Genomic DNA, 19,677 nt, shown 5'->3' on the forward strand with positions numbered 1-19,677 from the left:
GAACAGTATCACGGATATTGTTCCGGCGGTATGATCAGAATCAAGGAGAGATCATGGTTAAACAGGAACTTGTTCAGCGCAGTCCCGTGCGGGTGTTTGAGAAATCCATCCACGGGGGACTCAAAGAGGGAGAAATCGGGGTTATCGCCTCCCAGAGCGGAATCGGAAAAACTTCGGTTTTGGTCCAGATTGCCCTGGATAAATTGTTGCAGAATAAAAAAATAATCCACGTATCCTTTACCCAGCATACCGACTATGTTCTGGCCTGGTATGAGGATATTTTCGAAGAATTTACGAAAAAGAAGAACCTCGAAAACGTTCAGGATGTCAAAAATGAGCTCATCAAGAACCGGGTTCTCATGAATTTCAACCAGGATGGGATCACCAGCGACTTAATACTCCGGAGCCTCAAGGCCCTGATTATCGACGGCGGCTTCAAAGCTGACGCCCTGATTATCGACGGCTTTGATTTTTCCCGCACCACCCATGAACGGCTGTCCGCGGTCAAAGAATTCGCCAAGGAACTCAACATTTCCGTATGGTACAGCTGCACCGTTAAGGGTGACAATATGTACGACAAACGGAATATTCCTTCGGTTCTCGTGGATTATATGGACCTCATTGATGTGGTTATTGTTCTGGAACCCAAACAGGACCATATTGAATTCAGGGCAACAAAAGACCGGGGAACCTACAACCCCGAATCCATGGCCCTTAAACTCGACCCCAAAACCCTGCTTATCCTGGAAAACTAAAAGCCGGGTTGCATAAAAAAGCCGTTCCGCTGTCCGGAACGGCTTTTTTTATCGGAATCCCGGTACCAAGTCAGGGTGTTACAATATATTCCCTGAGCTTTTCCCGGACAGTCTCATCCACCCTGGCCGTAACTTCAATATAATTTTCTTCATACTTTTCCGAGAAAACCGTACCCGAGCGGTGGATCAGCGCGGGAAGGTCGTAGCGGTCCGCGGGAAAACGGAAGCAGTCGACGGCTCTGGAAAGCAGCTCATCCATACGGAGGGCCAGTTCATCCAGTCCGGTGCGGTTTTTGGCGGAAATCATGACACTCCCGGGGTACCGTTTCGCCAGCCCTTCGAGATCATCCCGGGATTCCACCCGGTCGGTTTTATTAAGGGCGACAATCATGGGAGTCTCACCGGCGTTCAGGTCCCGGAGTACGGCCATGGTGGTTTCATAATACCGGTCCAGATCCGGGTCGGAAGCATCCAGCACATGGACCAGTATAGAAGCCAGGGAGACCTCCTCCAGGGTTGACCGGAAGGCGTCCACCAGGTCGTGGGGCAGCCGCCGGATAAACCCAACGGTATCCGTCAGGAGCACGGGCCTGCCGCTGCCAATTTCCAGCCGCCGGGTGGTCGGGTCCAGGGTGGCGAATAGCTTATCTTCCACAAAAACACCGGCGCTGGTCATGGCGTTAAGCAGTGATGATTTGCCGGCGTTGGTATACCCCACCAGGGCGCAGGCGGGAATGGGGATTTTTTCGCGTTTCTTCCGCTGGACAGCCCGGTGTTTGCGGACCTCCTTGAGTTCGGTTTCCAGCTTGTGTATCCGCTGCTGCACCAGGCGGCGGTCCGTTTCGAGCCGGGTTTCCCCGGACCCTTTCGTACCGTACCGGCCGCCCCGCTGCCGGGAAAGATCAATATATTTGTGGCTCAGACGGGGCAGCGAATATTTGAGCTCCGCCAGGTCTACCTGCAGCTCCGCTTCCCGGGTTTTGGCTCTTCCGGCGAAAATCTGGATAATCACTTCCCGGCGGTCAACCACGGGAATTCCGCACAATTTTTCCCAGTTCCGCTGCTGGGAAGGGGTCAGATCCTGGTCGAAAATAAGACAGTCCACATCCAGTTCCCCTGATTCCGCGGCTATCTCTTCGGCCTTGCCCGTTCCCATTCCGTATCTCGGATGTTTTTCCCGGATCCGGACGGTTTCCTGTCCGGCAATCTCCACACCCAGGGTTTCCGCAAGTCCGGCCAGTTCTTTCGCCAGGGACTCGGCTTCCTGTTTATCGATGGAGTCGTCACTTACCCCGATAAGAAACGCCCGCCGGGGTTTTATTTCATTTTCAATCATTTCTTTCATACAATTTTATTGTGGTTATTTTTCTCCAAAATAGTCAAGTTTAGCAAACAAAAATTGTTTTTTAATGCAACTCGTGTCTATATTTAATATTATAGTATTCCGATAATATACTGAATACCTAACAGGATATTATGTGGTGACCGTATCCCAAAAAGCTTCTCTGAGTTTGCTGATTTCCGTTATCCTCTTTGCCGGTTTCGCGGTACTGGCTTTCACCGGTTTCTTCGATCTGGTGGAAACCCGGTTTTACAATCCGTCCATAACCAGAGGTCTGACCCGGGAAATTGAGGGAGATACAAGCGCCATTGAGGAATTCCTGGAGAGCCTCAAGGTCCGCTTTGAGGCGACCCTGCAGGATGACGCGGTGCGGCGGAGTTTTCTGCCTAACCAGAGCGCGGAGGATATCTTTGAGCGGTCCCGGCTGTACGGAACCCTGCTTGAGTCTTCCGGCGGTCTGCAGTGGGTCCGTTTTGTCGATTCCGGCGGGCGGCGTATCCATTATTCGACCAACCCCGCGGATATACTCCGCCAGGACAGACTGTCGGTGTCTTACCGGAGCTACGATGACAGTTCCGAGGCTTTTTCCTATGAAAGCCTGGCGGTTCCCGATCAGGGAAATCCGAAGCTCACCCCGGATGATTCCGGCGACCGCATTGTCTTTTCCCTTCCGTTTTACGATTCCTTTGATGTATACCGGGGCACGGCCCTCTTTTCGGTATCCGTCCGCGCCGTATCCGAGCAGCTGATTAATGAAGGCAGAATAAAAATCGGAGAGGACGTTTCGGTCCTCTCGGTTCCGCCGGGGATCATCCTGGGTATGCCCCGGACCGCAAAAACGTCCCTCGCCGCCATGGTATCCGCCGTCTGGAACGAGGGCATCACCAGCCTCACACCCCTGGACGCGGCCGATTCGGATACCGCCTTCGCGCTGATTTCCGGACGTACGGCTCAGGGCTTTTACGTCGGCCGCCTGGTGAATGAAGCCCTTTTTGAGTTCCCCTTTACCATGAAGGTGATTCTTCTGGTTTCGTTTTTCCTGACCGTTTACCTCACAATTTTCCTTATTTTCAATCTCCGCCAGGACTCCATGACGGTGATCCAGAACCGGCTTAAACGGCTGCAGATCACCCTTTTTGAGGAATATTATGACCGCAAAGGGGATATGGACTGGGCCCGCTGGAGCAGCGAACTCGAACAGCGGCGTGAGGAAGTCCGGACTGAGCTCAAGCGGGGGCTCAAAACGAAACCGGGCAAACAGGCTGAAAAAGACATTGATTCTCTGATCGATAAATCCTGGGATGAACTCCTGGCGGTTATGGGTTCCGGCCGCGGGACACAGCTGACCGCCAACATTGACGAGGCAAAACTTTCAAGCATCCTTAACCGGGTATTGGCGGCCTCAGGCGGAACCGCGCTGCCCCAAAGCGCCGCGCCGGCGGAACCGGAATCCAAGGACGGTCCGCAGAAAACCGAACCGGCGGAGGATGCCGAAGAGCTCCAGGAGCTCGGCGACGCGGATGAACCGGAAGAGCTCGATGAGGCGCGGGAAGCCGAACCCGGCGAGCTGGAGGCCCTTGACGACGCCGGGGAACCGGAGGAACTGGAAGAACTTGAGGAACTCGGTGACGCCGAACCGGCGGAGGATGCCGAAGAGCTCCAGGAGCTCGGCGGCGCGGATGAACCGGAAGAGCTCCATGAGGCGCAGGAAGCCGAACCCGGCGAGCTGGAGGCCCTTGACGACGCCGGGGAACCGGAGGAGCTGGAAGAACTTGAGGAACTCGGTGACGCCGATGAGGCCGAACCGGCGGAGGACGCCGAAGAACTCCAGGAGCTCGGCGATGCGGACGAACCGGAAGAACTCCATGAGGCGCGGGAAGCCGAACCCGGTGAGCTGGAGGCTATCGGTGACGCCGGGGAACCGGAGGAGCTGGAAGAACTTGAGGAACTCGGTGACGCCGATGAGGCTCAGCCGGCGGAAGACGCTGAAGAACTCCAGGAGCTCGGCGCCGCGGACGAACCGGAAGAACTCCATGAGGCGCGGGAAGCCGGATCCGCGGAAGATGCCGGACAAGGGACACCTGATGAGGCAAACCAGTCGGAGATGCAGAAGCATTCCAATATACGGCTGGTATTCGGTGATGACGATATCCCGTATATCGTTGAAACCAGCGGCCTCGAACTGGTAGACGAAGACGTCGACTCGGTACTCAGCATTATGCGCCAGGATGAAGATGAAATCGGCGAGCTGGAGGACCTGGAAGAGGCGGAGGATTTGGAAGAAGCCGATTCTCCGATTGCGGAAGATGACGGAGATTCTCCGCCCAAGGGGATGACCGAGAGTGAATTGGCAAAACTCGCCAGCAAAATAGAATTCAGCCCGCTGCCGGAATCCGCCGAGGAGGATACTCCGGAAGACAGCAGCCTGGAAATATTCTCCCCCTTTGATACGATGCTCTCGGATTTTAAAACCGATGACCGGGACAGCGGCGATACCGCGGAGCTTGAAGACGTAGAGGGCGGCGTTGAGATATCGGATGTCCATACACCGTTCCAGATGGACGACAGTGTAAATCCGGAACCCCTTGAACCGGCGGAAGATAACGCGGAAACGGACCCCCCGGAGACTTCCGCCGAACTTGAGGATATTGATGCCGATCCGCCTCAGGGCAATACGGAAATAATCGAAGAAATAAACGGTATAAATTATATAAATGAGGAAAATATCGCCCGCAATCCGGAAACGGAAAACAAACTTGATTCAGAGTTTAAGGATCTCGTTGATTCTGTGCTGAAGGATGATGAATGAGTCCCGGCGGGACGAGCTCTGCAGACTGAAAAGCCTGGGATCTGAACGCAGATTTTTTACGGAGCGGAGATTCGTTCACAGGGAAATTTAGTTTATCATCCGGTCAATGCCTGCGGATGAATAACCGGACCCATCGCAATCATTTCATTAATATCCTGGGGTTTACGGTGACACCATTCTTGTACACCGTAAAGTGGACATGCGGTCCGGTACTGAGACCGGTACTTCCCACATCCCCGATCCGGTCGCCGGTTCTGACATAGGTTCCGGTTTTCGTTCTGATAACACTCATGTGGGCATATAACGTACGATATCCCGAATGATGGGTAATGATAACGTAATTCCCGGAAATATCATCGTACCCGGTAGCGCTTACCCGGCCCGCCATGGCGGCCTGTATCGGAGTTCCCATGGGGGCCCCGATATCCATTCCCGTATGGAACTGCCGTTTTCCCGTAAAAGGACTGGAACGGTACCCGTAGGGTGAAGTTACGTAACTCCGGACCGGCCAGATAAAAAGCTCCCCGTTGATTTCCTGCAGGGTGACACGGTCCAGACGGGCACCGGGAACGAAAATATCGGTTCCCGCGTTTATGGTTTCGGAAAACAGTTCATTTGCAACGCGGATTGCGGCCATATCGCATTCATACCTTCCGGCAATTGACGAAAGGGTGTCACCCTTCTTAACCGTATGGACGATGCCGTCCTGGTTCGGAACTTTAAGCATCCGGCCAATCTGCAGAAGACGGGAGTTCTTTATTCCGTTTACCGAAATCAGCGTATCCTGGGCAAGCCCGAAATCCTGGGCAATTTTGCTGATGGTATCATCTTTTTGGATAGTATATGGCACAAAATGAAGCGTCTGCGGCCGGAAATACAATTCCGGTCCCGGCACGCCGGATACCGCATCCTGTGTATCCGGAGCCAGGTCCAGTGCCGTAAGACCGCCGGCCAGGGTAACGGTATAAGGCATGCCCATACCGCCGGTATTATCCAGGGTTGCTTCCAGGAGTTCCGGGGCACTGTCTCCGGCAGCAGGCAATAATGCCCCGGGACCGTCATTCGGAACCGTATCAATGGGTATAACGACATACATGAAGGAAGCGGCAAGGATACATCCAAGAAAAACTTTTATAAATGTACCGTATTTGAAATTCATTTTAGGCCCCCGCTGATACAAGGGATTTTTTAATTAATGAAAAGAAACATTAATCTTTATTGTATATCGGTTTATTATCCATTGCAAATTAGATTCAGATTTTTTGGTTTTCCGTATTATCGGCGGAATCCAGGAGCAGCAGCAGATCCCGTATTTCCGCAGCCCGCTCGTATTCCTCCGCCGCCAGGCAAAGGTCCAGTTCAGCTTTGAGCTTTCTCCGCCGTGTGTCCGGGTCCGGGTCAATAACGTTCCCTGAAACACGTTCAAATTCGGTAGTAGGAATGAATTCGGGAAAATCACCCGGGTTTTCCGCCGCGTCAATCATAAGATTTATTGAGACCCCGGCCTGTTTCACCACGGCTTCGCTGATCAGTACGGGGCAGGGACTGCGGACCGCCAGCGCCAGAGCGTCGGACGGACGGCAGTCGATGACAACCGGATTGTCACCGGGGGCGCTCCTGTGCTGCAGAATAAGCCGGGAGTAAAATGTATTGTTTTTTAAATCATGAATCTCAACACGGTCCAGATACATATCGGACACAGTGAGAACGGAAAGCAGCAAATCGTGGGTCAGGGGCCGCACAATAGGAATGTTTCCGTATCCGATCAGTATGGATTGTGTTTCCAGCTGTCCGATGAAAATAGGAACGGTCTGCTCCGATCCGATAGGCCGGAGCAGGACGGCGTTTCCCTGGTCGGTACGGGTAACTGTCCATATTTCAGCTTCTACCATTTTTACCATTTGGCCTCCCAGACAGACTGCCTGCACTGCCCGCGGGCAGCCTTACAGGAGAAGTCCGACAAACCCGGAAAGCAGTTTCCGGGCTTCATTTTCTTCCGGTATGGCTTTGGCCAAATCATCACCGAATACCTTCTCCCCCGCGTCAATAAGTCCGAGACCGTGCTGCCGGGCTTCTTCTATCACCCCCGCTCCCTCCAGCGCGGAAATCAGTTCTTCCACCTCATCCGCGCGGGCGCCTTTCTCCCGGGCCGCGGAAAAACAGCGGGAAACGAAATCCACCCGGTCCTTCTGCTGATGGAGGTACAGAAGAATCGGTAGGCTTTTCTTACCTTCCACAATATCGTCTCCCCGTTTTTTTCCGGGATTGCCGGTGGTCAGGTTCTTTACGTCGTCAAGGATCTGGAACCCCACGCCGAGGCTTTCCGCACCCCGGCCGAGGTTTTCTCCAAGATCCCGCTCGTCCGCGGAATTTCTTGTCCCGGAGGAATTCCCCGCGATATACACTCCCAGCACCGCCGCCATCCGGGCCAGGACGCCGGTTTTGAGCCTGCACATTTCCATATATTCCTCAATCTTCGGGAGGGATGAGAAATCCCGGTGCCAGGCGATATCCATGCCCTGTCCCAGATGGAGCCGCCTGAGGTATTCGGCCCATACGGCATAAACCATGTTTTTCCGTTCCGGGGATGCTTCCCACCGGTCAACGCAGCTCAGGGGAAGGAAGTACAGAAAACTTCCCGCGTTGATTGCGGTGTCCATCCCGTACAGGAGATGCACCGCCGGCTTACCCCGGCGCTCATCGGAGTTATCTTCAATATCATCGTGGATAAGGCTGGCGTTATGGGGAAATTCCACCAGCGGCGTAAGGGGAATTGCGGAATCACCGCCCCCAAGGGCTTCGCACACCAGGGTCATGAGCAGCGGCCGCCAGCGTTTTCCCCCGCGGTCAAGCAGGTCCCGGCCCGGGATGGTCAGGGTCTTAACCAAATCCAGCGGGACCTTGCCGGTAAATCCGGTAAAGGACCGGGCCATCCAGGAGGCGCCGGGAATTTCCGGAAGGGCGGCCCCCAGGGCTTCTTCAATTTTTTCAAGCCGTAGACTATACTGTTGATTCATACCACTATTCTAACCAAGGGAAGCCCGGGATGGAAGACCTGGAATCCGAACAAAAGAGATTTCTTGCTTTCGGATTGACGGCCCAGCCCGCGCAGGAAACGGTTTTATGGCGAAATACAAGGAACTTGACCATTGGTCCCTCAAAGCCCAAAAAGAAGGGTATCCGGCCCGTTCGGTGTATAAACTCAAGGAAATCGATGAACGGTTCCGTATTTTCAAACCCGCCCGGGAAGGATCGCCGGGGCAGATAAAAATTCTCGACATCGGCGCGGCCCCGGGCAGCTGGAGCCTCTATGTCCTGCGGAAATTCGGCGCGCGGGTTTTTCTTGCCGCGGCGGACCTTTCCCCGCTTTCGCGCCAGTACGATAAAGGACTGTTCGACGGTGACAACTTCTTTTTCATCCAGGGGGATATCACCCTGCCGGAAACCCGGGAAATCCTGCTCGGAAAAGGGCCCTACGATGTGGTTCTCAGCGACGCCGCGCCGGCTACTTCCGGCAACCGTTCGGTGGACAGCCTCCGGTCCCAGGCCCTGGCGGAGGAAGTTTTATATTACGCGGAAACCGGACTGGCCCCGGGTGGGGCTCTGGCGGTAAAGGTGTTCCAGGGCGGCGATACGGTTTCGGTGCTCAAACGGGTCCGGGAACTTTTTGATACGGGGAAAAGCTACAAACCCGAGGCGTGCCGCTCCAATTCATTTGAAACGTATTACCTCGGGCTTGGAAGAAAATAGGCGGACAGCCCTTACAGTCGTCAGGTAAAGGAACACTCCATATCCGGGTCCAGAGGATACAGGGGACGCCGGACCAGTTTATAGGGAATGCTCTCCAGAACCTCGTTGGAACATCCCTTGGATGTGGCCATGATAGCCCGCTGCGCGATGGTACGGAAACACGGTTCCAGGTAGCCCAGCTTAACGACCACCAGGCAGTACTCCGCGGCATTCACTCCCAGTGCAGGCAGCAGCTCGTCATCCCCGAACCCTATGTGTTTTGAAGTAAGCACCATCAGCATATTCCGGCAGGAAATAAGCACCAGGTCCGAATGGTAGGGACCGAAATCCCGGACAATCTTCTTAACCTGGGCCTTGATGGGAATTTTCTTACCATTAATCGTGTCCCAGTTGCCGCCCACGGTAATATCCACCATTGCTCCGGTTCCGGCTTTGATGCAGGCTTCAGCCGCCGGGGCGTCGTAAAACCCGCTGTACAAAAGCTGGGTCGGGAGCCTGTCCACGGTATCCATGGTTTCCATGATCCGTTCCAGGATATCCGTGGCGTCCCCGGCGGCGCCGGCGGTGGGATTATCCCCGGAGTCGGAAACAAACACCGGATGCTCCCGTTTCTCGAGCACCGCTTCATAAGCCTTTTTCATGGATTCAGCGGAATCATAGTATTCGCTCCGGAAACTGAAATCCCGCCGCCGTTTCCAGAACCGTTCCGCCAGCTCCCGGGCGGTCTCTTCGGCCGCCGCGGGATCATCAAAGCCGCTCACGAGGGCGCAGCAGGCGTTGTGTTCAGTATCCGCCCAGGGAAAGCCCAGGAGGAATGACGCGGCCTCAACCCCGGGCCTGTTCTCCATATCCCGGCAGTCCTTTATCAGGGACTTCATGGGTTCCGCTTCGGATTCCGATTTTTCTCCCGCCACCAGCATGGGAATACGCCGGTACGCGGTGTACAGTTTCCTTCCTGTTTCCAGGGACGCCAGGAGCATCCGCGCCGCGTGCTCCCCGGTCTGCTGGCAGTCAATATGGGGAGCGGTTTTATAGCCCACAAAGGCATTGGCGGTCTTAAGCATTTCCGGGGTAATGGTGGCGTGCATATCCAGCGCCACCGTAAGGGGAATATCCGGCAGCAATTCCCGGATCGCGGTAAGCAGATCTCCTTCGGCGCACCCGATTCCTTCAACTTTCATGGACCCGTGCAGTCCCAGGCAGATACCGTCGATGGGTCCCGCCGCCTTGGCTGTTTTGATCCGTTCAATAAGCTCACTTTTTATGGATTGATAAAAAGGACCGGACACAACACCGTTGGGTACGGCCCGGGCCAGGACGGTGGGAATAATTTCGCATCCTGCGGCGCTGAGGGTATTTATTATTCCCGTGGATGAATAATAGGGCAGCATCCCTTTGGTCAGCATCTCTTCTCCCCGGAATACCACAAAGTCTTCCGGCCCGGTAATAATCGGATTGAAGGTATTTGATTCATGGTTCATTCCGCCGATGACTACGCGCATAACAACCTCTTTCTTTTTTGTAAACACCGGAAAAAAATCCGGAACTATGAAAACCGGCCGCGGGCGCGGCCGGCAGAAAAAAACATACCGCTATTCTTTGAGGGAACCTTCGCCGAATCCCTTGATGAGCTGTTTATGGAATATGAAATAGAAAATGATCATGGGCAGTATACCTATAACCAGGGACGCGTACTGCAGGCCGTATTCGATATTCTGCCTTCCCGCGAACTGGGTAATTGCCACGGGGAGACTCTTCAGCGCCGTTTTTGTGGTAAAGATAAACACGAACAGGAATTCATTCCAGTGCCGAAGGAACGACAGGATCACCATGGTGGCGATTACCGGAGTCGACAGAGGAACAATCATCTGCCAGAAAACGTACCGGTATTTGGCGCCGTCGATTTCCGCCGACTCGATCAGGGCGTCGGGAATTCCCCGGACGTAGGAAATGGCGATCATGATGGACATGGGCAGGTCAAAGGCAATATAGGGAATAATTACCCCCAGCCGCTTGTTGATAAGTCCCATCCTGACTTCAACGAGAAACAGCGGAATGATTACGGCGTGTACCGTAATCATGAGCCCCAGGGAGAATGCCCCGGTAAAAAAGCTCCGGCTTTTAAAGGGGAACTTCGTGATCCCGAACGCGGCGGCCAGGGCGAGGAACAGGGTCGATATTGTGGCGATGATGGTGTAGATAAAACTGTTCATCAGGGCCGGGCCGAGACCGCCCATGGTCCACGCGCGGAAGTAATTGTTGAGGGACGGAGCCTTGGGCAGCGCCAGGGGATACCGGATAATTTCCGCGTGAGGCTTGAGGGACGAGTATCCCAGCCATATCAGCGGAAAAATCGTCAGAACCGCGAACAGGATCATGATGATATAGGCGCTCGCGCGCCACGATGCCGGCGCCCGGTGCAGTGAAGACATTTCACTCATGGTTTCCCCCTACTCCACTTTAAACGCCCGGGTGACGGCCCGGGTGAGGCTGATGGAAATTACGATAAAGAGGATGATAATTATGGAAAGGGCGCTCCCGTATCCGTAATTCTGGTGCACAAAAGTAGTGTTGTACATGTACACGGCGATCACTTCGGTATAGTGGGCGGGACCGCCGCCGGTCATGGAATATATGAGATCGAAGCTTTTAAAACTTCCGGAAATGGCGAGGATTGAGTTGATGAAAATTACATACCCGAGCATGGGCATTATGATTTTTACGAAAATCTGGCCTTCCCGGGCACCTTCAAGCTGGGCCGCTTCGATAACGGAATTGGGAATGCGCTGGAGATTTGCCAGGAATATGACCATGTACAAACTGGTATGCTGCCAGAGCAATACGAACATGATCGGTACAATGGCGAGATTCTTGTTTTCAAAAATTGTCATCACGTATTCGCTGTTTCCCGTTATACTTCTGACAATGGCCGGTATGATTCCGACAGGGGAAAATACCCGGTTCCAGAGCTGCGCGATGATAACCGAAGAAATAGTTATGGGAAGGAAAATGAGAACCTCAAAAACATTCGCCTGCTTTACCATTTTGCGGTAGAGCATATACGCCAGGAGCATGCCCAGGGGAATCTGTCCGAAGACGGAGACCAGAACTATCATGATATTATTGCGGAACCCAATGTGAAAAACCGGATCCTTAAACATCCGTATATAGTTATCCATCCCGACGAACTTCATTTCCCCGTATCCTTTCCACTGGGTAAAGCCAAGGACAAAACTGAAAATAACCGGGAAAATAATGACGCTGATGTAAATGATAAAGGCGGGCATAATAAAACTGAAATAGCTTATTTTTTTTGACATATTGTAGCGCATGGGGCCCCCTTGCATACAGGATCCCCCTTCCGGGGGGTGCCGGCCGGGGCGCCTGCTTTACGGACATCCCGGCCTACAGCCGGGAAACCCCCGGCTGTATAGTGCTTATTTCTTTCTGTTGGAGTCGTTGGCAGCTACCCAGGTTTCATATTCTGAAGCGAGCTGTGCGGGGGTTTTGGCGCCCATCATGACAGCCTGGATTCCGGGATTCAGTATATTGTTCACCCCTTCTCCGTCCATCTTGGCGTCAATGACATAGCCCATGGACTGGGAGTTGATGAGGTCAATGTACTGCCGGTTAAGCGTGTCCAGATTGTACTTGGAGTAATCCAGCTTGTAGGTCGGAACCGTTCCGTGCTGCATCAGGATATCAGAACCTTCAAAACCGTAGATGAAGCTCAGGAATTTCCAGGCGGCATCGGCTTTGGGGCCGGAAAGATTTTTATTCATAGCCAGGGCTTCTCCGAGGGTCGCGGCGCTGGAGCCGTGCACCACTTCGCCGGGAACAGCGGGGAACGCGATTGCCTGATAAGCGGCGAATTCCGCGGGAGTCGCGGCGCCCTTGAGGGCGGAGATCCGCCAGCCCGCGTCAAGCAGATACACGGATTTGCCCTGGACGAAATCGCCCCATGCTTCGGGACCTTCCAGCTGGTTGACACCCGCGGGGAAGAGCCGTTCGTCCACCATGCGCTTGATTACGGCAATGGCGTCCACAAAGGGCTTGTCCGTAAATTTCGCCTGACCGCTCATGGCTTTGTCAAACCAGGCGGTACCGCCCATGCGGTCCGTCAGCATGGAAAGCAGGAATGACTGAGCCTGCCACTGGCCTTTATTCGCGAACATCAGCGGGGTGTATCCCGCGGCGCGGATAGCCGGAACCTGAGCGATCATTTCATCCAGGGTCTTGGGCATGGACAATCCCAGTTCCTTCTGGAGTCTGGTATTGACGTAGACCACGGTACAGACCGCCATGTTGGGGGAAATAATATAGATTTCCCCGTTGGGGCCCTGGGGCTGCCAGATAGCTTCATTATAATGAGACTTGAAATCGTCGGTCAGGTAGGACCGGAGATCCTTAACCATTCCCCGCTCGAGAATATAATTTGACCGCGCGCCGGCGTAGCAGGTGAAGAGATCCGGGATATCGTTGGCAGCGGCCATGGCTTGGAATTTGTCATGGAACTGTTCGCCCGAAACATATTCAAACTCGAGTTTGATATTGGGATATTTTGCCGCGAATGCCTCCAGGGTCTTCGGCCAGTAGATGTACTGAGGATTGGCAAGATCAATCTGCATGTACACCGACAGGGTTACCGACCCGTCCGCGCTTACGCCGTCGTCGCTTTTCCCGCCGGCAAACACAGCTGCCATCATTGCTACCAGCAGCAATGATGTTAAGAACAATTTTTTCATAGTAGCCTCCTGTTTATATAAACCCCGGCCAGGCGGGGCACTTATTACTATTACCGCTTTCTGTTGGTGTCGTTAGCCGCGACCCAGGCTTCATATTCCGCGGCGAGCTGTGCGGGGGTCTTGGCGCCCATCATAACCGCCTGAATGCCGGGGTTGAGGACCCGGTTAACGCCCTCTCCGTTCATCTTGGCGTCGATAACGTATCCCATGGGCTGGTCTTCGATGAGGCCAATGTACTGCCGGTTGAGCGTATCAAGGTTGTATTTTGAATAATCAAGCTTATACGTGGATACGTTGCCGTGCTTCACAAAGATATCCGCGCCCACGGGGCCGTAAATAAAGCTGAGGAATTTCCACGCGGCTTCCGCTTTCGCGCCGCTCAGATTTTTATTCATGGCCAGGGCCTGCCCAAGAGTTGCCGCGCTGGACCCCTTGATTATTTCTCCGGGAACCGCGGGGAACGCCATTACTTCGTACTGCGCGAAATCAGCGGGATCAGCGGCATTCTGGATAGCGCCGATGCGGTAGCCGGCTTCCAGCAGATACACCGCGTTGCCCCGCACAAATTCACCCCAGCCTTCGTGACCTTCCATCTGGTTGACACCCGCGGGGAAGAGCCGTTCATCCACCATACGTTTTACAATCGCCAGGGCATCCACAAAGGGCTTATCCGTGAATTTCGCCTCGCCGGTCATGGCCTTGTCGAACCAGGCGGTTCCGCCCATACGGTGGACCAGCATGGAAAGCAGGAAGGATGACGCCTGCCATTGCCCTTTGTTCGCGAACATCAGCGGGGTGTATCCCGCGGCCCGGATGGCCGGAACCTGGGCGATCATTTCTTCCAGGGTTACTGCCTTGGTAAGGTTCAGTTCCCGGAGCAGCTTAGTGTTGATATACACTTCGGTGCACACCGCCATATTGGGCGAGATAATGTAAATCTCGCCGTTGGGGCCCTGGGGCTGCCAGAGGGCGGCATTGTAGTTTGCTTTAAACGCGTCGGTCAAATACGGCCGGAGATCCTTGACGGCGCCGCGGTCCAGAATATAGTTTGACCGTGCCCCGGCGTAGCAGGTAAAAACATCGGGAATCGCGCCGGCCGCGGCCATGGTCTGGAATTTATCATGGAACTGCTCATCCGCGACGTATTCAAAATCAAGTTTAATTTCCGGATGCTGCGCCTCAAAGGCGGCTACGGTCTCGGGCCAGTACGCGTACCGGGGATCCGCGAGATCAAGCTGCATGTATACCGACAGGGTGACCGGACCTCCCGCCGCGGTTCCATCGTCACTTTTGCCTCCAGCAAAAACTGAAATTACTGCGGCAGCGGCCAATACCGCCAGCAACATTCTCTTTTTCATAACCACCTCCTGCAATATAAAAATCCCGCCAGGCAGAATTTCCCCAAAATTATTTGACCACCAGCCCGTGAAAAAACCGTTCAGTTACGGCGATACAGGCCCCCATGGCTGGGGCAGCCTTTCCCAGGGTAGAAACCCTGATTTCACATTCCGGCGACTTGGTCATAACCCGGTCGGCAACTTCTGTTTTTAACCGCTCAAAAAGCGGCGGCGATACATTGAGGACATCACTGTTTATAATTACCACCGCCGGCGAGAACGCGTTGATGAGGCTCACAACCCCGGTGGTTAAATATTCGATAAAATCAAAAAATATATCCCGGCTCCACCCCGGGATTTCCCGGGCGAGATCAAGCAGGGCGGCGAGGCTGGGCAGCTTGCCGTCCCCGGCTTTCGCAAGATTCTGCCGCAAAGCCATTTCGGTTCCGAATAAGTCCCAGCATCCGATATTGCCGCAGGGACAGCGGGGGCCGTTGTGCATGATCGTCATGTGCCCGACTTCACCGAATTTCCCGTTGTGGCCGTATTGAACTGTGCCGTTAAAATACGCCCCGGAGCCGATACCTTCATCGATGAGCACGCAGATAAGGTCGTCCGCGTCGGGAGCGTAGAGCTCCCGTTCCGCTATAGTAGCCAGGGTGGAGTCGTTTCCGATGTGGAGGATTCCCCCGAATTTTCCGGCTACCGCGTCCTTGAGGGAAACATCCCGCCAGTTAAGTTTTGCGGAACGGACCACATGGTCGTTGTTCCGGGCGACAACACCGGGGACCGCGATACCGAGTCCGAATAACCCGAACCGGGACTCTCCGATTTTCTTTTCCGCGGACTTAATAACCCTGCCTATGTGGCGGATTACCGTACCGGGACTGCTGTCTTTGATTTCCTGCAGTTCATCCAGGATTATTTTCCCGGATAAATTCATTGAAATAATATGAAGGGATTCGGAATTAATGGATATACCCAGTGCGTATCCCGCGTTCCCGTCTATTTCAAGCATCACCGGTTTTCGGCCAAGATCGGACACGCCGGTGCCGGTTTCCCGGGCGACACCCATTTCTATCAGTTCCGCTACCTGGGATGAAACGGTCGCCTTATTGAGGCCGCTTTTTTTCGCCAGGGCGGCCCGGGAAATTTCACCTTCCCTTCGGAGCAGGTCCAGGAGAATGCCGCGGTTCACGGCCTTGCTGAGGCTTTTGTCTCCGGTCATCCCCTCCACGTAGGGAGGCAGTCCAATATCGATCATCCGCCGTTTCCTGGTTTTCCTTGACATTAGGATATCACAAGTATATCATATTAGTATGATTAGTCAACAAACTATTTCAAAAAATATTTTTCAAACTATAATACAAAAAAATGTTATACAGTACCGGAGGAACAACTTCTCCCTGCGGCGGTTATGGTATATACTGCGGCAGGCAGACTAAAGGAGTAAAAAGATGAGCAATGATCTGTACAGGGGAATTTCGGAAGACCGCCTCGCCCATTATACCTGCTGCAGGACCAGCGGGCCCATAACCATCGACGGCGACCTGGAAAAACCCGTGTGGAAAAACGCGCAGAAATCCCGAAGGTTTGTCGACCTCGTAAGCGGAGAGCCGGGCTTTCTCGACACACGGATCGCCACCCTCTGGGACGATAAAAACCTGTACGTCGCGTTCTGGCTGGATGAACCCTTTCTCAGGGCATCCCAGACCGAACGGGATTCATTCATTTGGTTTGACAATGATATTGAGGTTTTCTTTGACGGTGAGGACTGCTATTACGAATTCGAAGTAAATACCTACAATACAATATACGAAGTGTTTTTCATTTACCAGGACGCCCTGAAAAAAGGCGGCCGTTTCGATACCCCCGAATTCGATCTCTATAACCGGAATGTTGACATACTGTGCGGCTTCCAGGACGCGTCCCGCATCGGAAAGCACCCCCGGGGAAAACGGTGGGCTTTTATGGATTACGATTTCCCGGGACTCAAATCCGCGGTTAAAACCTACGGCACCATGAATGATTCTTCCGATATAGACAAAGGCTGGACCGTGGAAATTGCTTTCCCCTGGGAAGGGATTCAGAAGATGTACGCTACCCGGAGTTTCCCGCCCAAGGAAGGGGATACCCTCCGGGCCGCGTTCTTCCGGTTCGAAGCCCTGCAGTACCACGGCAAAACCGTCGATCCCAGCGTCGCCTGGTCGCTCAATGAGCACGGAGTGTACGACTCGCATATCCCCGAAAGTTTTTCGTATCTCCATTTTACAGAAAAAACTTCCTGATGCGGGGGAGCACCGGGTCTTTCAAACCGGAAAGCACCCGTGTGCAGCGGTTCTGCGACACCCGGCGTTATCGGTACGGACGGGGCTTTCCGGCCTAACCGGCTCGGTACTGCCCTTAGAAGAGGGCTGCTCCCCCTCGCTGCAGACTTACCGCTATAAGCGGCAAGTCTTACGCTACCCCCTCTTCAGGGTCCTGGGTTCTGCTGGTTATCCGTAAAGGGGCTCCGTGACCGGGCCCGCAGAACCGGCAAATACGGGCGCTTTCTGCCCGCAGAGTCTCTGCAATACCCATACTCTTGACATCAAAACCGGAATCAGATATCGTAAAGAGCCATTCTGGAGCGGTGTCCGAGCGGTTGAAGGAGGCGGTCTTGAAAACCGTTGAGCCGAAAGGTTCCGGGGGTTCGAATCCCCCCTGCTCCGCTTTTGCCGTCACGTTGCGGGTGTTTCTTTTTTTGGTGAATGGGTAAAAACCCAAAAGGCGGGGATTCGAACCGAAACCTTCGCCGACCAAAGGGAGGAAAAGGCGGCAGGAAGCCGCCGGAAGAAGGTGTAGGCGGGTCGGAGGCGCAAACAGGATGTTTGCGGCGGAGACCGAATCCCCCTGCTCCGCTTTTACCGTCACGTTACGGATTACGGATGCCAAACATCCAGATGGAAACTCTTGGAGCGGTGCGAGAGCGGCTGAATCGGGCTCCCTGCTAAGGAGTTGTGCCCCGAAAGGGTACCGGGGGTTCGAATCCCCCCTGCTCCGTACGGTTATTGCAGTTTTTTCTTACTTCTGTGTTAAAGCTTTTGCTTAAAGGCGGGGATTCGAAACGGAGCCTTCGCCGACCGGAGGGAGGAAGAGACGGCAGGACATCGAAAGCCGCCGCAAGGCGGCGTAGGATATAATTCCTATCGATGCCAACCCATAGGGTTGATGCCGTCGAAAGAAGGCGTAGGCGGGTTTTTGGAGCAAACAGGATGTTTGCGGAAAAAACCGAATCCCCCCTGCTCCGTAATGCTGTACCATGGGTATAGCATTTGTCTAATGAGGTTGTAGCTCAGCTGGATAGAGCATCAGATTGCGGATCTGAAGGTCGGAGGTTCGAATCCTCTCAGCCTCAAGCTGTTATCATCAATAAGGGGCAGGGAAACCGGCCTTTTATCGATATTGGAGAGATGCGAGAGCGGTTGAATCGGGCGGTCTCGAAAACCGTTGAGCCCGCGAGGGCTCCGAGGGTTCGAATCCCTCTCTCTCCGGAAGGCAACCATTGCCGTATATTTCTTTCAGCGGGAGTAAGGATTTAAAGAGCCTTACAGGTGGGGATTCGAAACGAGCCTTCGCCGACCAAAGGGAGGAAGAGGCGGCAGGATGCCGCCGGAAGAAGGCGAGACGGGTCGGAGGCGCAAACACGAAGTTTGCGACGAAGACCGAATCCCTCTCTCTCCGGAAGGCAACCATTGCCGTGTATTTCTTCTTTGGGAGTAAGGACATAAAAAGCCTTACCGGCGGGATTCGAAACGAGCCTTCGCCGACCAAAGGGAGGAAGAGGCGGCGGGATGCCGCCGGAAGAAGGCGAGACGGGTCGGAGGCGCAAACACGAAGTTTGCGACGAAGACCGAATCCCTCTCTCTCCGGAAGGCAACCATTGCCGGCAGTACGTTTTATTTGGAGAGATGTCCGAGTGGTCGAAGGTGCACGCTTGGAAAGCGTGTGTGCTTGAGAGAGCACCGAGGGTTCAAATCCCTCTCTCTCCGTATTTTTTCTATAACAAAACAGTGTCCAGGCATTCCTGTACTTTCTCGAAAAATACCCCCGCATGGTATCCGTCATTTACACTGTGATTGAACTCAACCGCCAGCGGCATCAATGTTTTGGTGCCGCTGGTTTCGTATTTACCGATGGTGGCAAAGGGGACAAAGCTCGTGGTATCACTGTCGGAATGGGTATAGGAAGCCGGTTTCGACAAACTCAACGAGGTAAATTTAACCGTCTTAATGATAGATATATGGAATGTATCTATAGGAGAGGCATTGTTATAATAGAGGCTGCTCCCCGCCTCGGCGGCTTCTTTATCCGTGATAAACTGCCTGTGATAGCGGTCCGGATCTTCGGTAAAGGCCGTTACCATATGGGTAAAGAGCGCTGTATCCTTTCTTAAAAGGGTGTAATGGGTATCGAGTGTATCCCAGAATCCGATTTTCCCATCCATTTTGCCGTACCGGAAATCCCGGTTTTCATTGACAACCTTGGTCAGCGCGTAGCATATAGACGGGTAGAATTTAAATCCCCGGTTCCTGATTCTCAGAAGGAACGCGGTAATATCCACATCGGCGGTTACCGTATAGCTGTAACCGTAAAAACGCTGGTAAATTTCCTTCCGCTCCCAGGCGTCAAAATCTATTGGGGTAAACATAAACCGCTCCTTTCAGCTTAGTACTATAGCATACGGTGCCGGAAGTACAACCGGAGATCGAGGCAGCCGAACCCAGGCACCCGAAGTGGGGGTAGCGTAAGACGTGCCGCCCATGGCGGCACGTCTGGAGCGAGGGGGAGCAGCCCTCTTAACCGGGCAGCACCGAGCCAGTTAAGCCGGAACACACCCGCCGTACCGGCAGCGCCGGGTGTCATGGCAAAGGGATGATGAGCGGCTTTCGAGGCCGCA

15 protein-coding genes and 5 tRNA genes are annotated in these 19,677 nt (G+C 54.0%); 9 read left to right on the forward strand and 11 right to left on the reverse strand.

Going from position 1 to position 19,677, the window contains the following annotated elements; all coding sequences use genetic code 11:
• Nucleotides 1-53 precede the first annotated feature (53 nt).
• Nucleotides 54-755, forward strand: a complete 702-nt coding sequence (locus tag JFL75_RS12610) for a hypothetical protein (RefSeq protein WP_215627038.1) — start codon at nt 54-56, stop codon at nt 753-755.
• Nucleotides 756-825: 70 nt separating this feature from the next.
• Here the strand turns inward: JFL75_RS12610 and hflX are convergent, their stop codons facing one another.
• Entirely contained in the window at nt 826-2,100 is a 1,275-nt protein-coding gene (gene hflX / locus JFL75_RS12615; protein ID WP_215627039.1) for a GTPase HflX, read from the reverse strand.
• 136 nt (nt 2,101-2,236) lie between these two features.
• Between hflX and JFL75_RS12620 the strand changes: the two genes are divergently transcribed.
• The gene (locus JFL75_RS12620; RefSeq protein WP_215627040.1) at nt 2,237-4,906 is read left to right on the forward strand and encodes a hypothetical protein; all 2,670 of its coding nucleotides are present in this window, start codon (nt 2,237-2,239) and stop codon (nt 4,904-4,906) included.
• 139 nt (nt 4,907-5,045) lie between these two features.
• On the opposite strand, the gene JFL75_RS12625 is transcribed toward JFL75_RS12620, so the two are convergent.
• From JFL75_RS12625 to JFL75_RS12635, 3 genes are all read right to left on the reverse strand, one after another.
• Nucleotides 5,046-6,065, reverse strand: coding sequence for a peptidoglycan DD-metalloendopeptidase family protein (locus JFL75_RS12625; RefSeq protein ID WP_223292645.1), 1,020 nt, complete (start codon nt 6,063-6,065; stop codon nt 5,046-5,048).
• Between the two features lie 94 nt (nt 6,066-6,159).
• A complete protein-coding gene (locus tag JFL75_RS12630; RefSeq protein WP_215627041.1) occupies nt 6,160-6,807 on the reverse strand; it encodes a bifunctional nuclease family protein in 648 nt (215 codons plus the stop codon).
• 42 nt (nt 6,808-6,849) lie between these two features.
• Nucleotides 6,850-7,923: a polyprenyl synthetase family protein gene (locus JFL75_RS12635; protein WP_215627042.1), complete on the reverse strand. Its 1,074-nt coding sequence runs from the start codon at nt 7,921-7,923 to the stop codon at nt 6,850-6,852.
• A gap of 106 nt (nt 7,924-8,029) precedes the next feature.
• On the opposite strand from JFL75_RS12635, the gene JFL75_RS12640 reads away from it, so the two are divergent.
• The gene (locus JFL75_RS12640) at nt 8,030-8,656 is read left to right on the forward strand and encodes an SAM-dependent methyltransferase (RefSeq protein WP_215627043.1); all 627 of its coding nucleotides are present in this window, start codon (nt 8,030-8,032) and stop codon (nt 8,654-8,656) included.
• Between the two features lie 20 nt (nt 8,657-8,676).
• Here JFL75_RS12640 and JFL75_RS12645 read toward each other — a convergent pair whose 3' ends face one another.
• From JFL75_RS12645 to JFL75_RS12670, 6 genes are all read right to left on the reverse strand, one after another.
• A complete protein-coding gene (locus JFL75_RS12645; protein WP_215627044.1) occupies nt 8,677-10,158 on the reverse strand; it encodes a M81 family metallopeptidase in 1,482 nt (493 codons plus the stop codon).
• A gap of 90 nt (nt 10,159-10,248) precedes the next feature.
• Nucleotides 10,249-11,097, reverse strand: coding sequence for a carbohydrate ABC transporter permease (locus JFL75_RS12650; RefSeq protein WP_432756656.1), 849 nt, complete (start codon nt 11,095-11,097; stop codon nt 10,249-10,251).
• A 9-nt stretch (nt 11,098-11,106) separates the two neighbouring features.
• Nucleotides 11,107-11,988 (reverse strand): carbohydrate ABC transporter permease, encoded by an 882-nt coding sequence (locus tag JFL75_RS12655; protein WP_215627045.1) that lies wholly within the window; start codon nt 11,986-11,988, stop codon nt 11,107-11,109.
• A 105-nt stretch (nt 11,989-12,093) separates the two neighbouring features.
• A complete protein-coding gene (locus JFL75_RS12660; protein ID WP_215627046.1) occupies nt 12,094-13,401 on the reverse strand; it encodes an ABC transporter substrate-binding protein in 1,308 nt (435 codons plus the stop codon).
• A 50-nt stretch (nt 13,402-13,451) separates the two neighbouring features.
• On the reverse strand, nt 13,452-14,759 hold the full coding sequence (locus tag JFL75_RS12665) for an ABC transporter substrate-binding protein (RefSeq protein ID WP_215627047.1): 1,308 nt from the start codon (nt 14,757-14,759) through the stop codon (nt 13,452-13,454).
• Between the two features lie 49 nt (nt 14,760-14,808).
• Complete coding sequence (locus tag JFL75_RS12670; RefSeq protein WP_215627048.1) at nt 14,809-16,002, reverse strand: ROK family transcriptional regulator; 1,194 nt, start codon at nt 16,000-16,002, stop codon at nt 14,809-14,811.
• 193 nt (nt 16,003-16,195) lie between these two features.
• On the opposite strand from JFL75_RS12670, the gene JFL75_RS12675 reads away from it, so the two are divergent.
• The 6 genes from JFL75_RS12675 (at nt 16,196) to JFL75_RS12700 (ending at nt 18,769) form a co-directional block, all read left to right on the forward strand.
• Nucleotides 16,196-17,026, forward strand: a complete 831-nt coding sequence (locus JFL75_RS12675) for a carbohydrate-binding family 9-like protein (RefSeq protein ID WP_215627049.1) — start codon at nt 16,196-16,198, stop codon at nt 17,024-17,026.
• A gap of 338 nt (nt 17,027-17,364) precedes the next feature.
• Nucleotides 17,365-17,449: transfer RNA gene (locus tag JFL75_RS12680), tRNA-Ser, on the forward strand.
• 243 nt (nt 17,450-17,692) lie between these two features.
• Nucleotides 17,693-17,780 (forward strand) — tRNA-Ser (locus JFL75_RS12685).
• A gap of 281 nt (nt 17,781-18,061) precedes the next feature.
• Nucleotides 18,062-18,135 (forward strand) — tRNA-Arg (locus JFL75_RS12690).
• Nucleotides 18,136-18,184: 49 nt separating this feature from the next.
• Nucleotides 18,185-18,271: transfer RNA gene (locus JFL75_RS12695), tRNA-Ser, on the forward strand.
• A 411-nt stretch (nt 18,272-18,682) separates the two neighbouring features.
• Nucleotides 18,683-18,769: transfer RNA gene (locus JFL75_RS12700), tRNA-Ser, on the forward strand.
• A gap of 8 nt (nt 18,770-18,777) precedes the next feature.
• Here JFL75_RS12700 and JFL75_RS12705 read toward each other — a convergent pair.
• On the reverse strand, nt 18,778-19,428 hold the full coding sequence (locus tag JFL75_RS12705; RefSeq protein WP_215627050.1) for a CatA-like O-acetyltransferase: 651 nt from the start codon (nt 19,426-19,428) through the stop codon (nt 18,778-18,780).
• Between the last annotated feature and the right edge of the window lie 249 nt (nt 19,429-19,677).

The organism is Breznakiella homolactica, from assembly GCF_016616095.2.
Classification (GTDB): domain Bacteria; phylum Spirochaetota; class Spirochaetia; order Treponematales; family Breznakiellaceae; genus Breznakiella; species Breznakiella homolactica.

Coding starts and splice junctions, on each gene's coding strand:
- JFL75_RS12610 (WP_215627038.1), top strand. CDS start 54: ATGGTTAAACAGGAACTTGTTCAGCGCAGTCCCGTGCGGGTGTTTGAG.
- hflX (WP_215627039.1), bottom strand. CDS start 2,100: ATGAAAGAAATGATTGAAAATGAAATAAAACCCCGGCGGGCGTTTCTT.
- JFL75_RS12625 (WP_223292645.1), bottom strand. CDS start 6,065: ATGAATTTCAAATACGGTACATTTATAAAAGTTTTTCTTGGATGTATC.
- JFL75_RS12630 (WP_215627041.1), bottom strand. CDS start 6,807: ATGGTAAAAATGGTAGAAGCTGAAATATGGACAGTTACCCGTACCGAC.
- JFL75_RS12635 (WP_215627042.1), bottom strand. CDS start 7,923: ATGAATCAACAGTATAGTCTACGGCTTGAAAAAATTGAAGAAGCCCTG.
- JFL75_RS12640 (WP_215627043.1), top strand. CDS start 8,030: ATGGCGAAATACAAGGAACTTGACCATTGGTCCCTCAAAGCCCAAAAA.
- JFL75_RS12645 (WP_215627044.1), bottom strand. CDS start 10,158: ATGCGCGTAGTCATCGGCGGAATGAACCATGAATCAAATACCTTCAAT.
- JFL75_RS12650 (WP_432756656.1), bottom strand. CDS start 11,097: ATGAGTGAAATGTCTTCACTGCACCGGGCGCCGGCATCGTGGCGCGCG.
- JFL75_RS12655 (WP_215627045.1), bottom strand. CDS start 11,988: ATGCGCTACAATATGTCAAAAAAAATAAGCTATTTCAGTTTTATTATG.
- JFL75_RS12660 (WP_215627046.1), bottom strand. CDS start 13,401: ATGAAAAAATTGTTCTTAACATCATTGCTGCTGGTAGCAATGATGGCA.
- JFL75_RS12665 (WP_215627047.1), bottom strand. CDS start 14,759: ATGAAAAAGAGAATGTTGCTGGCGGTATTGGCCGCTGCCGCAGTAATT.
- JFL75_RS12670 (WP_215627048.1), bottom strand. CDS start 16,002: ATGATCGATATTGGACTGCCTCCCTACGTGGAGGGGATGACCGGAGAC.
- JFL75_RS12675 (WP_215627049.1), top strand. CDS start 16,196: ATGAGCAATGATCTGTACAGGGGAATTTCGGAAGACCGCCTCGCCCAT.
- JFL75_RS12705 (WP_215627050.1), bottom strand. CDS start 19,428: ATGTTTACCCCAATAGATTTTGACGCCTGGGAGCGGAAGGAAATTTAC.